The sequence below is a fragment of the Paraburkholderia unamae genome (genome assembly GCF_003096875.1).
Lineage (GTDB): Bacteria > Pseudomonadota > Gammaproteobacteria > Burkholderiales > Burkholderiaceae > Paraburkholderia > Paraburkholderia unamae.
The window spans coordinates 621,683-635,085 of the sequence record NZ_QEOB01000002.1 but is presented as its reverse complement, the minus strand read 5'-3'; the positions used below and the strand labels follow the sequence as shown (position 1 = coordinate 635,085).

Annotated in this window: 14 protein-coding genes and 1 pseudogene; all 15 read right to left on the bottom strand. The window is 65.9% G+C overall.

Going from position 1 to position 13,403, the window contains the following annotated elements:
- A pseudogene (locus C7402_RS06785) lies at positions 1–182 on the bottom strand (formimidoylglutamate deiminase); the annotation flags it as partial.
- A gap of 4 nt (positions 183–186) precedes the next feature.
- Positions 187–816, bottom strand: a complete 630-nt coding sequence (locus C7402_RS06780) for a HutD/Ves family protein (protein ID WP_116610059.1) — start codon at positions 814–816, stop codon at positions 187–189.
- A complete protein-coding gene (locus C7402_RS06775) occupies positions 813–1,580 on the bottom strand; it encodes an amino acid ABC transporter ATP-binding protein (RefSeq protein WP_112169027.1) in 768 nt (255 codons plus the stop codon). Before C7402_RS06775 ends, C7402_RS06780 begins: the two co-directional genes overlap by 4 nt.
- Positions 1,577–2,245 (bottom strand): amino acid ABC transporter permease, encoded by a 669-nt coding sequence (locus tag C7402_RS06770; protein WP_112169029.1) that lies wholly within the window; start codon positions 2,243–2,245, stop codon positions 1,577–1,579. Before C7402_RS06770 ends, C7402_RS06775 begins: the two co-directional genes overlap by 4 nt.
- A 17-nt stretch (positions 2,246–2,262) precedes the next feature.
- On the bottom strand, positions 2,263–3,018 hold the full coding sequence (locus C7402_RS06765) for a transporter substrate-binding domain-containing protein (RefSeq protein ID WP_112169031.1): 756 nt from the start codon (positions 3,016–3,018) through the stop codon (positions 2,263–2,265).
- Between the two features lie 76 nt (positions 3,019–3,094).
- Positions 3,095–3,844 (bottom strand): IclR family transcriptional regulator, encoded by a 750-nt coding sequence (locus tag C7402_RS06760; protein WP_112169033.1) that lies wholly within the window; start codon positions 3,842–3,844, stop codon positions 3,095–3,097.
- 156 nt (positions 3,845–4,000) lie between these two features.
- Positions 4,001–4,621: a DAK2 domain-containing protein gene (locus C7402_RS06755; protein ID WP_116610058.1), complete on the bottom strand. Its 621-nt coding sequence runs from the start codon at positions 4,619–4,621 to the stop codon at positions 4,001–4,003.
- The gene (locus C7402_RS06750) at positions 4,618–5,646 is read right to left on the bottom strand and encodes a dihydroxyacetone kinase subunit DhaK (RefSeq protein WP_116610057.1); all 1,029 of its coding nucleotides are present in this window, start codon (positions 5,644–5,646) and stop codon (positions 4,618–4,620) included. The genes C7402_RS06755 and C7402_RS06750 overlap by 4 nt, the downstream gene beginning before the upstream one ends.
- 61 nt (positions 5,647–5,707) lie before the next feature.
- Entirely contained in the window at positions 5,708–6,709 is a 1,002-nt protein-coding gene (locus C7402_RS06745) for an ABC transporter permease (RefSeq protein ID WP_116610056.1), read from the bottom strand.
- A complete protein-coding gene (locus tag C7402_RS06740; RefSeq protein ID WP_116610055.1) occupies positions 6,706–8,256 on the bottom strand; it encodes a sugar ABC transporter ATP-binding protein in 1,551 nt (516 codons plus the stop codon). The genes C7402_RS06745 and C7402_RS06740 overlap by 4 nt, the downstream gene beginning before the upstream one ends.
- Positions 8,257–8,316: 60 nt before the next feature.
- Positions 8,317–9,435, bottom strand: coding sequence for a sugar ABC transporter substrate-binding protein (locus tag C7402_RS06735; RefSeq protein WP_116610054.1), 1,119 nt, complete (start codon positions 9,433–9,435; stop codon positions 8,317–8,319).
- Positions 9,436–9,562: 127 nt separating this feature from the next.
- Positions 9,563–10,225 carry a class II aldolase/adducin family protein gene (locus C7402_RS06730; protein ID WP_112169044.1) on the bottom strand — a complete coding sequence of 221 codons (663 nt, stop codon included), beginning with the start codon at positions 10,223–10,225 and terminating at the stop codon, positions 9,563–9,565.
- The gene (gene mtnA, locus C7402_RS06725; RefSeq protein WP_116610053.1) at positions 10,222–11,298 is read right to left on the bottom strand and encodes an S-methyl-5-thioribose-1-phosphate isomerase; all 1,077 of its coding nucleotides are present in this window, start codon (positions 11,296–11,298) and stop codon (positions 10,222–10,224) included. Before mtnA ends, C7402_RS06730 begins: the two co-directional genes overlap by 4 nt.
- Positions 11,299–11,371: 73 nt before the next feature.
- Positions 11,372–12,637, bottom strand: a complete 1,266-nt coding sequence (gene mtnK, locus C7402_RS06720; RefSeq protein WP_116610052.1) for an S-methyl-5-thioribose kinase — start codon at positions 12,635–12,637, stop codon at positions 11,372–11,374.
- Between the two features lie 38 nt (positions 12,638–12,675).
- The gene (locus tag C7402_RS06715; RefSeq protein WP_224045167.1) at positions 12,676–13,365 is read right to left on the bottom strand and encodes a GntR family transcriptional regulator; all 690 of its coding nucleotides are present in this window, start codon (positions 13,363–13,365) and stop codon (positions 12,676–12,678) included.
- Positions 13,366–13,403 lie beyond the last annotated feature (38 nt).

Below are 13,403 nucleotides of genomic sequence, written 5' to 3'. Positions count from 1 at the left end.
ATGATCGGGCCTGCCGCGTGCGCCACACCGGCGGGCGCTTCAGGCAGATCGGGCGTCACGCTGCGCAGCGTGCCCGTTGCGTCCCATTCGAGCAGCACGTTGCGACGCCAGCCGTCGGGGAGGTAGGCGTGTTCGGCGAAGAGTGCGTTGGTTGTGGAAGACAAATGTGTGGAGGTATTCATGAAATCAGGCTTGCACGAGATCGAGTGTAGCGACGAGCAGCGCGCCATCGCCGCGCGATGCGATGTCGACAGCCCGCCGCGCCTCGACTTGCAACGTGTCGCCGGGCGCAAGCGCTATGGCGTCACCACCGTCCACGCTCACGTCAACCGGTCCTTGCACCGCGTGGAGCAGCACGGTTCGCGCGCGCACGGTGCGTTGGCCGCCCTGCGGCCACACGTCGAGCGCGCCTCGCGCCGCGCCCGTGCGCACCATCAGGTTGAACACGCGCACCGGCCCGGCAATGAGCCGCGCATCGACCGAGGATTCGCCCGCAAAGCGCGCCACATCGAGCACGCGTTCGAGCGAGTGCGTCAAGCGGGGCTCACGCCTTTCGGCGTTGGTTTCGTCCAGCAGCAGACCGGCGCCGTTGATGAGCACAAGCGTACGCTCGATGCCTTCGAAGCGTGAAAACGGCCCCGCGCGTTCGATGTCGGCGAGACTCGCGCGCCAGGCGAAGCCATCGGGCGACGCGCCGGCGGCGGCCCGCGCCGCAATCTCGCGCGTGACGCCACCGCCATTCTTCCAGGCCGAGGGCGCAAGGTCCGCGCCGCGCAGCAGCGTGAGCGTTGCGCCAGTGTCGGGCAACGGGCTCATGCGCGCGACAGCACCGCTTGCAGGAAGCTGCGCGTGCGCGGCTGCGCGGGCGACGTGAAGATCTTCGAAGGCGGTCCCGCCTCGACGATCTCGCCGCCGTCCATCACCACCACCACGTCGGCCACTTCCTTCGCGAAGCCCATTTCGTGCGTGACGACCACCATCGTCATGCCTTCGGATGCGAGCAGCTTCATCACCTGCAACACCTCGCCCACCAGTTCCGGGTCGAGCGCCGAGGTCGGCTCGTCGAACAGCATCACGCGCGGCTGCATGGCAAGCGCGCGCGCGATCGCGACGCGCTGCTTCTGGCCGCCCGAAAGGCTCGCGGGCATGACATGCGCCTTGTGCGCGAGCCCGACTTTCTCGAGCAGCGCGAGCGCGGCCGCTTCGGCCTGCGCTTTCGATGCACCGCGCAGCATGCGCGGTCCGACCGTGATGTTATGCAGTACGGACAGATGCGGAAACAGGTTGAACGACTGGAACACCATGCCGACTTCGGTGCGCAGCGCATTCAGCGCCCGCTCCTTGAGCATTGCGCCGTTTTCCACGAGCCGGTGGCCGCAGATGTCGATGGTGCCGCCCTCGGGCTGTTCGAGCCCGTTGCAGCAACGCAGGAACGTGCTCTTGCCCGAGCCGCTCGGGCCAATCACCACGACGACCTGCTGTGGCTGGATATCGAAGTCGATGCCGTTGAGCACGAGATGCGAGCCGAACGACTTGGTCAGCCCGCGAATGCGGACGATCGGATCAGGATTCGTGCTCATTGCACCATCCCTCCCGCGCGCAGGCGGCGCTCCACGCGATGCAGCACATAATTGGTCGTCTGCGTGAGCACGAGATAGACGAGCGCGATCACGAGATAGACCTCCAGAGAACGGTATGACACGCTGATGATTTTCTGGCCTTCATGCATCAGATCGTCGATCGTCAGCAGCGAGACCAGCGCGGAATTCTTGATGAGCGCGATGAACTCATTGCCCAGCGGCGGAATCATGCGCACGATAGCCTGCGGCAGAATAATTGCGCGCATGGCCTGGCCCGACGACATGCCGATAGAACGCGCGGCTTCCATCTGCCCGCGATCGACCGACTGGATCGCGCCGCGCACGATTTCCGAAACGTAGGCTGCCGAATAAAGCCCGAGCCCCAGCATGCCGCACACGAACGCGGGCAGCAGGATGTTGAACTGCGGCAGGCCGAAAAACAGCAAGAACAGTTGCACGAGCAACGGTGTGCCGCGAAAGAAAATGAGGTAGCCGGTGCACAAGCCGTAAATCACGCGGCGTTGCGGCGCGAGGCGGCCGATGCCGATCAGCAGGCCGAGCAGGCAGCTCAGCACGAGCGCGGCAGCGGTCACTTCCACCGTGACCAGCGCGCCGTGTGCGATGTCGGCCCAACCGGCGAAGGCCGGCGAGAAGTCGAGTTGCATGGGTCAGATCCGCGGGGTTACTTCGCGCTCGTGCCGAACCACTTGTTCACGATCTGGGCGTAGGTGCCGTCCGCCTTGATCTTCGCAAGCGCCGCGTTCAGCGCATCGCGCAATTGCGGCTCGTCCTTGCGCACGGCAATGCCATACGATTCCTTCGTCAGCTCGGTGTCGAGCACGCGGAAGCCGCCGCGCGTACGTGCGAACTGATAGGCGGCGGGCTTGCCGGTGACGGCGGCGTCCGCGCGGCCAATGCCCACGAGATCGAACATCTCCTGATTCTTTTCCACTTCGACGCGCGTGACCTTCGGGTAGTTGTCGCGCAGGAAGCTCACCGACTTCGTGCCCACCTGCACCGACACTTTCTTGCCGTCGAGATCGGCGAGCGTCTTGATGGGCGAATCGGCCTTCACGAGCGCGACGAGGCCGCCCGCGAAATACGGCTGCGTGAAGTCCACCACCTGGCTGCGCTCGGGCGTGATGTAGATGCCCGAGATCGCGGCGTCGAAGCGATGCGCGATCAGCCCCGGAACAAGGCCCTTGAAGTCGATGTCGGTCCACTGCACCTGCTTGCCCATGGCCTTCGCGAGCGCGTTCATGAGATCGACGTCGAAGCCGGTGCGCTGGCCGTTCTCGGTGAATTCCATCGGCGGGAACGTCGCGTCGGTCGCGACCTGGAGCACGTTCTGGGCTTGCGCGCTGGCCGTGCCGGGAACGGCGGCGGCGAACATCGCGACGGTGAGGCACGTGGCCGACAGCAGTTTATGCAGTTTCATGGTTGGACTCCGGTGTGGTTTGTCTGGGCGTTTGAGGCGCTGGCGTGGGCCGCCGCCATTCAGGTAATGGGTTCGGCTATTCGGATTGCAGACGGGCGGAAATGGCGTGCGCGGTGCGCAAGGTCCAGTCGGCAAGCTGCGGCTCGCGGCCCGCGACGCGCGACGAAGGCGCCATCAAGGTGATCGAGGCGTTCGCGAGCGCGCCGCGCGCCACGCGCCGGAAAACCGGTGCGCTCACGCCCCACACGCCGGGGTCGACCTCGCTGTCGCTCACTGCGTAGCCGCGCGCGCGAATCTGTTCGAGTTCCGCTTCCATCGCGGCACGGCCTGGCGCATCGCCCGCGAATACGCGATCGAGCGTTTCGCCGCGCGTTTTCTCGGGCTGGAACGCGAGCAACGATTTGGCCGACGCGCCCGCCTTGAGCGCAACCGCGCGTCCCTTCTCGAACGAGCAGCGCAGCGAATGCGTGCTTTCGATCATTTCCAGGCAGACCACCTGGTCGTTGACCGCGACGACCAGGCCCACGCTCTCCTGCGACGCGCGCGCGAGTTGAAGCATGCCTTCGCGGCTCGCTTCGACGAGCAGCGAGTTGACGTCGAAGCCGAGCGCGAGTTGCAGGCTGATGGGCCCCGGCGCGTAATAGCCGGCGTCCTCGGTCACGAAGCCCCAGCGCTTGAGCACCGCGACCTGACGGTAGAGCGTGCTCTGCGCGAGACCCGTGACGGCGAGCATGTCCTTCACGGACATGGCCTTGCCACGGCTTGCGAGAGCGGAAAGCACCAGCAGCAGGCGTTCTGCGCCGGTGACACCGGATTCCTGTTTCACTTGGAGGACGAGAGCTGAATCGATGCGGTCAGCATGCCACGTCACTCCCAGAAATCAAAAATACGATTCCCAGCGAATGGGAAAGAAGCGAGAGGGTTTTCCCTGGGTCATTGCGGACGCGCTATGCGTGCCGAGCGCGGGGATGCGTGGCGCCCTTCAGCCCCGCCAGGCTTCGAGAAATCGCAGCCACGCGGTCGCACCGGGATCGGGATGACCGATGCTGCGCTCCTGCACCCACGCCGCGCGTCCCTTCTTCGACTGTAGCGCCGCCGTCTCGCTCACCTGGCGTTGCGCCGTGGCGATCATGGCGTCGAGGAGCGCGCGGTCGTCACCTTGCGCCTCGAACGCTTCGAGCGTGTCGAGGCTCGGCACGAGCGCGTCGAGCACCGTCTTGTCGCCGAGTTGCGACTTGCCCCGCTCGGCGATGCGTGCGGCAACGGCTCGCCCCATGGCGAGCGCCTCGGCCCTCCCCGCTTCCTGCCGCCCCGCCAAGGTTTTGGCGGCGGCGAGCAACCCGCCGCCCACGAGTGCCCCAAATGTCGAGGGATTCGCCGTTGAAAATGCCTTGCCCGTGGCCACCAGCACGTCGTTGAGCGCCGCGTCGGGCGGCAGCTTGCCGATGGCCTCGGCCGACGCGAGCGAACCCGCCTTGACGGTCAGGCCCAGGTCGCCGTCGCCCAGTGCGGCATCGAGCTCGCGCAACTCCTCCGCGCAGGCGGGCATCGCATTGAGCACATCGATGAGCCGCGCACGTATTTCGTTGACCGAAAGACTCATCGCGCGCCTCCTTCGTCCACTCGCCAGCCTTCGCGCCAGAACGGCGAGCGCACGGGGGCGTCGAGCAACGTGTCGAGTTCTTCGTCGAGTTGCATCACCGAAATCGAGGCGCCCGCCATTTCCAGGCTCGTCACGTACTCGCCCACATAGGCGCGCGCCACGCGCAGTCCAGCGGCTGTGACCGCTTGCGCGGCGCGCCGGTACAGGAGATAGAGTTCTTCGAGCGGCGTGGCGCCGAGGCTGTTCACGAGCAGCGCGACGCTCGAACCCGTCGGCGCACGCAGATCGCGCAGAATTTCGCCCGAGAGCCGTTCGGCGATCGCGTCGGCGCTCTCCAGCTTGCCGCGATGCGTGCCCGGCTCGCCGTGTATGCCAATGCCGATCTCCATCTCGCCATCGGGCAGCGTGAAGGTAGGCTTGCCGGCCGCCGGCAGGATCGTGGGCGAGAGCCCCACGCCCATGGTGCGCGTCGCGCCGTTCGCCTTGGCCGCAATGCGCGCGACTTCGTCGAGCGTGTCGCCGCGTTCGGCCGCCGCCCCCGCGCACTTGAAGCCGAACACCATGCCCGCCACGCCGCGGCGGTCGGAGGCCCGTTCGGAGGGTGCGGAAGCGACATCGTCCGCCACGAGCACGGTGCGCGTTTCAATGCCGTCGGCGTCGGCAAGGTCGGCGGCGAGATCGAAGTTGAAGACATCGCCGCCATAATTGCCGTACAGATAGAGCACGCCCGCGCCACCGTGCACCGCTTTGGTGGCTTCGTAGATCTGCTCCGAAGAGGGCGAGGAAAACACGTTGCCCACGGCCACGCCGCTCGCCAGCCCCTTGCCCACGTAGCCGAGAAATGCGGGTAGATGGCCGGAGCCGCCGCCGGTCACGATGCCGACCTTGCCTGCGTTCGGCGCGTCCGCGCGCACCAGCGCGCGGCGGTCAGTGGTGACCGGTTTGAGCCAGCCCGGATGGGCGAGCAGCAAGGCATCGATCATTTCATCGACAAATTGATCAGGATTATTGATGATCTTTTTCACGTGTCGCGTCTCCGGTTGCGGTGGCGCACGCGCCACCCTGAATGTCCACTCCTTCCTTGATTTAGTGCTTGCGCCTCTGGCTGAGCGCGTCGAGCAAAACAGCCGCAAGAATCACGCCGCCCTGGATGAACTGCGTCCAGAACGGATTCACGCCGAGCAGCGAGAGCCCGACATTGATCACGCCGATCAGCACGACGCCGATGAACGTGCCGACGATCGAGCCGCGCCCGCCCGCGAGCGACGTGCCGCCAATCACGATGCCCGCGATCACCTGCAATTCGAGGCCGTTGGCCGCCGAAGGCAGCGCCGAATTGAGGCGTCCGGCCAGCACGATGCCCGCAATCGCGGCGGTCACGCCCGCGAGCATGTAGGTGAAAAAGATCACACGGTTGACGGGAATGCCCGCGAGCCGCGCGGCTTCCTTGTTGCCGCCCACGGCGAACACCTGGTGGCCGAATTCGGTCTTGCGCAGCAGCACGTGGCCGATCACGAAGACGGCGAGCATCACGAGCATCGGCGCGGGTAGTCCCGCAACCGTCTTCGCGCCGAACGCGGTGAATACCGTGGGAAAGTCGAACTTCGTGCGCCCGTCCGAGATCGCGAGCGTGAGGCCCCGCCCCATCGCCATCATCGCGAGCGTGACGATGAACGGCACGAGACGCAGCCAGGCAATGCCGAAGCCGTTGAGCGCCCCCACGGCCGCGCCCGTGGCGAGCGCGAAGAACAGCCCGGCCACGCCCAGCCCGATCGCGTCCGGGCTGGCACCGGCCATCACGGTCGCGGCCACCATGCCGCTCAGCGCAACGAGCGAGCCCACGGAAAGATCGATGCCCGACGTGATGATGACGAACGTGCCGCCCACCGCCGCGATCCCGACCACGGACACCTGCACCATGATGTTGGTGAGCGTGCTGGTGGTGAGAAATTCGGGCGAGGCGAGCGAGAGCGCGATGCAGATCAGCGCGAGCGCCGCGATGAGCGGCCCGAGGCCGCTGCGCATCTGGCGCAGCACACGCTGTTGCAGGGTTTGCGCTTCCTGCGGCTGAACGGTGGTGGACGTCATGCTGCAACTCCGGTGGTGGCCCATTGAATGATCGTCTCCGAGTCCGCGCGCTCGCGCGCCACCTCGCCAACGATGCTGCCGCGATACATCACGAGCACGCGATCCGACATGCCGAGCAGTTCGGGCAACTCCGAACTCACGAGCACCACGGCCGCGCCCGCGCGCGCCATCTGCACGATGTGCGCATAGATCTCCGTTTTCGCGCCCACGTCGATGCCGCGCGTGGGTTCGTCGAGCAGGATCACGGCGGGCGACGTGGCGCTCGCGCGTCCGAGAATCACCTTCTGCTGATTGCCGCCCGAGAGATTGCCGGTGAGCGTCGCGACCGAGGGCGCGCGCACGGCGAAGCGCTCGCTCGCCTCGCGGGCGAGCCGGCGCTTTCTGGCCGCGCTCACGAAGCCGCCGCGCACGAGCGCGCGCAAGCTTGACAGCGCGACGTTCTCCTCGATGCTCGCGTCGAGCACGAGCCCTTCCAGCTTGCGGTCTTCGGCGGTATAGACGATGCCCGCGCGCATGCCCTGCGCGGGCGAGCGCAACGTGAGCCTGCGCCCGCGCAGCCGCAACTCGCCGCCTGTGAGCGGCAGCGCGCCGCATAGCGTCTTGAGAAGCTCCGTGCGCCCCGCTCCCGCAATCCCGCCTATGCCGACGATCTCGCCCGCGCGAATGCTGAAGCTCGCGTCGCGCAGCACGGGCGCGCTCGCCACGTTGCGGGCCTCCAGCACCACTTCGCCATAGGGCCGCGCTTCCCACGGATAAAACGAGTCGAGGTTGCGCGCCACCATGGCCTGCACGAGCGCCGGCTCATTCCACTCGGACATGGGCCGCGCGCCGACCGTTGCGCCGTCACGCATCACCACGGCCGAGTCGGCGAGTTCGAACACCTCTTCCAGATGGTGCGAAATGAAGATGATGCCCATGCCCGCCGCGCGCAGGCGGCGCACGACCGCATAGAGATGCTCGATGTCGTGATGCTGAAGCGCGGCGGTGGGCTCGTCCATCACGAGGATGCGCGCCTCGCGTGCGAGCGCCTTCGCCACCTCCACGAGCTGACGTTTGTTGAGCGGCAGATCGCCCGCACGCATGGCGGGCGACACGTTTTCCAGTCCGACCTGCGCGAGCACCTCGCGCGCCATCGCTTCGGCGCACCGATGATCGACGAGAGCGTAGCGCCTCGGCATGCGGCCCAGAAAGAGATTCTCGGCCACGCTCATGTCGTTGACGAGCGATAGCTCCTGATAGATCACGGCCACGCCGGCGTCGATCGCGGCCTGGGTGCCGCGCGCAAGCCGCCGGCCATCGATCTCGATCGTGCCTTCGTCCGGCTCGTAAGCACCGGAGAGCGTCTTGATCAGCGAAGACTTGCCCGCCCCGTTCTCGCCGACGATCGCCATCACATGCCCCGCGTGCAGTTCGAGGCTCACGCCGCGCAGCGCCTTCACGCCGGGAAAACTCTTCACGATGCCGCTCATGCGCAAAAGCGGCGGCGCGAGCGCGTCGTCGGGCGCGCGCTGCGGTGCGTGCAATGCAGAACCTGATTCGCGTATCATCCGTTCATCCCTGGCGCCGGCGCACGCCTCGCGCGCGCCGGGCACATTGACCGCTGCGCGTTACTGCTTGACTTCGAGCGCCCACAGACCGTACTGCTTCACCGCGTCCGAATCGATGTTCGACTTGTCGATCAGATAGGTCGGCCACGCATAGTTTGCGGGCACGTCCTTCTTCGTCTCATAGTCGGTAATGAACGTCATCGCCTTCGCGGACATACCGATCGGATTCTGCGAAATCGTCGCGTCCTGCTTGCCTGCACGGATCGCGGAGAGCGCCTGCGCCGTGCCGTCCGCACCGATCACCATGATGTGGCCGGGGTCGCCAAGCGGCTTGTAGCGGCCCGCGTTGTCGATCGCCTTCTCGGCGCCCACGGTGTTGTCGTCGTTCGCGCCGAATACCGCGTCGATCTGCGGATACTTCTGGAGAATGTTCGTCATCGCGTTGAGCGACTTCTCCTGGTCGAAGCCGCCTTCCTGGCGCGCGACCACCTTGATGTCCGGATACTTCGCGATCTCCTCGGAGAAACCTTTCTCGCGATCGGTCGCAGCCGTCGTGCCGATAAGTCCGATCAGGTCGACCACGTTGCCCTTGGCCGAGCCATAGCGCTTCGTGAGTTGATCGGCGATCCACTTCGCGCCGGTCGCGCCAAGCGCTACGTTATCCGAAGCAACGAACGAAGTGACCTTGCCGCCGTCCGAGCCGCGGTCGAGCATGAAGACCGGCACATTCATCGAATTGGCCTTTTCCACGGCCGGAATGATCGCCTTCGAGTCGATCGGGTTGAGCACCAGTGCGCTTACGCCCTGACTCAGCAGATTGAGCGCGTCGTTGACCTGCTGCTGCGCATCGCCGTTCGCGTTCGTCTGCACGAGGTCGAAGCCCTGCTTTTCGGCACCCCGCTCCACGCCGCTCTTGAGCCCCACGAAGAACGCGTTATTGAGCGTGGCGATCGAAAAGCCCACTTTCATCTTGACCACGCCGGGTGCGGCGGCCTGTGCCGGCGCACTCGCCGCCGGCTCCGAGGCAGCCGTGCTGGCCGAAGGCGACTCGCTCTTCGAACACCCCGCGAGCATCGCGGCGGCGGCAAATACCGCCACGCCCGCCGTCTTGCCCGCCGACGCTCCCACGCGCGCGCCGCGCGCCACCCAACTGTCGAAACCTGCTGAACTCCACGCCATCACTGTCTCCTGTTTTTGATCTGCTGGTTATGGACTCGATGTTGACCGACCTGCGAACCGCCAACCGACTGCGTTACCGTGTGTACCGCCAATGCCAGGACTGCCTGGGCGCGCGCGTTCCCGCGCCTTACTTGCGCGGGCCGTAGCCCTTGAACTTTTCGATGACTTCCTCCATGGCTGCGTCGCTGAGCAGCGGCGGCTCGCCAAGCTGGCACGCGAGCAGATATTGCTTCGCCAGCACCTCGACTTCATTCGCGAGCCACAAGGCTCGCGCCAGATCGCGCCCGAGCGCGATCACGCCGTGATGCGCAAGCAGGCACGCAAGCCGCTCGCGCAGGGCTTCGAGCGCGTGATCCGAGAGCGCCTGGCTGCCGAATGTCGCATACGGCGCGCAGCGAATCGAATTGCCGCCCGCTGCCGCCACCATGTAGTGATGCGCGGGAATCCCACGGCCGTGGATGGCCAGCGCCGTGGCCGCCTGCGAATGCGTGTGGACCACGGCGTTCACATCGGCCCGTTCGCGCAGAATGTCACGATGAAAACGCCATTCCGAGGAAGGCCGTTGCGCTTCGAAAAGCGCATCGTCGTCGCGTACGTCGAGTGGCATCCACACGATGCGCTCGCGCGTGAGCGCGGCGCACGGCACGCCGCTCGGCGTGATGAAGAGTCCGTCGCGCCAGCGCGCGCTCACATTGCCCGACGTGCCCTGATTGATGCCGAGACGCTCCATCTCGCGCATGGTGTGGACGATCTGCTCGCGCAGCCCCGCTTCGGCGCGTGCGTCGCTCATGCAGGCGCTCCCGTCTTGAAGAGCGCCGCGAGGTTGGTGTCGAACGGCGCGCGCACGATCCCCAGCTCCGTGACGATGCCGGTGACGAGCGCGTGCGGCGTAACGTCGAAGGCTGGGTTGCGCACCTTCATGCCCTCGGGCGCAACGCGCCGGCCCGCGAGTTGCGCGACCTCTTCCGCACCGCGCTCTTCAATCACGATGTCCGCGCCGCTCGGGGTACGCAAGTCCAGCGTGGATGAAGGGCACGCCACATAAAACGGAATGCCGAAGTGTTTGGCCGCAATCGCCACGCCGAGTGTGCCGATCTTGTTCGCGACGTCGCCGTTCGCCGCCACGCGGTCGGTACCGACGATCACGAGATCGATGAGCCCTTGCGACATCAGCGCGGGCGCCATGCTATCGGTGATGAGCGTGACGTCGAGTCCGGCTTGCTGCAATTCGTAGGCGGTGAGGCGCGCGCCTTGCAGGAGCGGCCGCGTCTCGTCCGCGTACACGCGAAACGCCGCGCCGTCACGGTGAGCGCAATACAAGGGTGCGGTCGCGGTACCGATGCCGGTGGTCGCAAGCGCGCCGGCGTTGCAATGCGTGAGCACGCCGCTGCCGGGTTCGATCAGCGCGCGTCCCGCCTCTCCAATACGCGCGCATAGTTCGATATCCTCACGATGAATGCGCTTGGCCTCGTCAACCAGCGCTTCGTAGAGCGCTGCACCCGTTTGCGCCGCGTCGCCGCGCGCATGGGCGAGCATACGTTCGAGCGCCCAGCGCAGATTCACCGCCGTGGGTCGCGCGCTATCGAGATACGCCGCGTGCTGTTCGAGGCGCGTGAGAAACGCATCGCGAGCGGCAGGCTGATCGCGCTGCATCGCCACGCACAGGCCGTACGCCGCGGCGACGCCGATCGCGGGCGCCCCGCGCACGCGCAACTCGTGTATTGCGCGCCATACGGCTTCGACGCTGTCCGCCGCCTCAACGACGCATACCTGAGGCAGGCGGGTCTGGTCGAGCAGATAAAGGGTGTCGTCGCGCCACTCGATGGTGGGCGGAAGACTCGAATGGTTCGGCTGCAACGCCATACGTTCTCCGTCGATGCCGGTTGGTCAGACTTTGCCGCGTGAGCGGCGCAGGGGGTGCTTCGGGAATACGTGTTCAGGTGTTCGCGGGCTCCGCTAGCACCTGGGCGGCCAGCGCAGTGGCCGCTTCGATCGAGGCCAGTTCGCGCCGCTGCACGAGCAGCGCCTCGGCGAGCTTCAGGCAGCGCACTTCCACCTGCGCGCGCACTGCTTCGTCCTCAATGCTGGTGATCTCCGCAACTTTCGCCACGCCGACGATGCGCCGGATCATCTTGCAGCCCGCGAAGCCGAGGGTATCCGCAAGAAGCCGCCGCATGAAGTCTTCGCGAAAGGCCTCGGCCGCGCGCGTATCGGCAGCGCCGCCAATCCATGCGCGGCCCGTCTCGTGCTCGTGCGCGCGCCAGAGTTGCGCGAACTTCTGCGCGAAGCCGTTCCACACGGCTTCGGTCTGATCGAGCAACCAGCGCTGATACGCCTGCGGTTCGCGCCCCGCCGCGCGGTCGTGCCATTCGCGCGCGTAGCAGGCGAGCAGCAGGTTCGCAATGAATGCGCCCGTGTCAAAGCCCATTGGACCGTAGAACGCGAACTCCGGATCGATCACATAGGTCTCGTGCTCGTTCGCCATGATCGAGCCGGTATGCAGGTCGCCATGCACGAGCGTTTCCGCATGATTCATGAACGCCCACTTCATCTCGCCCGCCGCACGGCGCAGCGGTTCGTGCGTGCGCAGGCGCTCGACGGCCGCCGCAGGTAGCGCTGGGCTGTACACATTCGACGGATTGTCCTCGAATGGAAACGTGAACACGAGGTCCTCGGTAATCCGGCACAACTCCGCGTTGATGTCGCCACTCACGGCTGTCTTCTTCTCATTGGGTGCGAGATAGAGGTCGGAGCCGTGAAAGAGCGTGCGCGCGAGAAACGTGGAAATGTGACCGGCCAGGCGCGGGTACACGATGCCTTCGGTCAGGGCCTGACGCAGCACGCGATGCGAGTCGAGCCGCTGCATGACCATGAGGTACTTTTCGCTGTCGGCGTGATAGACGCTCGGCACATGCTCCGGGCATAGCGCGCCGAAGCGGCGCAACGCGGCCACTTCGCGCTCCATGCGCTCGCGCGGCAAGGGCCAGCTCTCGCCCACCAGCCGCAGGAAAGGCGGCGCCTGCTTGACCACCACACTGCGGCGCGGGTCGCGCGCGCTGCTCACGAAGTAGACGTAGTTCAGATTGCCGTCGCCCACTTCCATGACATCTAGTTCGCTATCCTCACCAAGTCGCGCGCTGACGGCAGGAATACCCTTCAGGTATGCCGCCAGTTCGGAAGCGCTGAAAGCCTCGAAGTGCATGGGTTTTCCTGTCCGAAAGTTAGGCCCGCGGGCCGCGTCTAACGTCGTTTGCGTACGAGATCGAACTTGAAAATACTGGCGTTGTAGTAGTCGTTGCTGTAGCAGACCGCGCGGCCGGTTTCGTCGAAGTCCACTTCGTCGATCAGCAGAAAGAGGCCAAGGCTCTCCTGCAATTCCGGCAAGTCGCGCGGCGTGAGTACCGTGGGCTGGATCGAGCTGTGCGTGTGCGAAAGCCGGATGCCCGCGCGCTCGAACGTGCCGAACAACGACTCGCCCAGTTCCTCCCCTTCGAGCACCGACTTTGGCACGATGTCGATACAGTAGGCGGCGATCGCGTCGTCGGCGCGGCGTACGCGCTCCAGCCGCACGCAGGGCTCGCCCTCCGCGAGACCAAGCTTCTGCGCAAGACTGGCCGACGCCGCCATCGTCTTCACCTGAATACGGCTCGTGGAGGGCACCGCGCCCACACTGCGGATCATGTCCGTCACAGACATCAGATCATCCAGCCCGCCTTGTAGCTTCAGCGCAATCTGTCTGACGAAAGTCCCTTTGCCGTGCACACGCGTGAGCAAACCGTGGGAAATCATCTGCGCCACCGCTTCACGCAGGCTCGAACGGCCCACGCCCAGCAGTTCGCAAAGCTCGGGCTCCGTGGGAATCTGGTCGCCGGGCTTGAGCGAGCGCTCGCGGATCATTGCCAGCAGAGAATCCTGGATCCGGTCGCTCATCGACTGATCGACGCTCAGGCGCATGGTTGCCTTCGGTA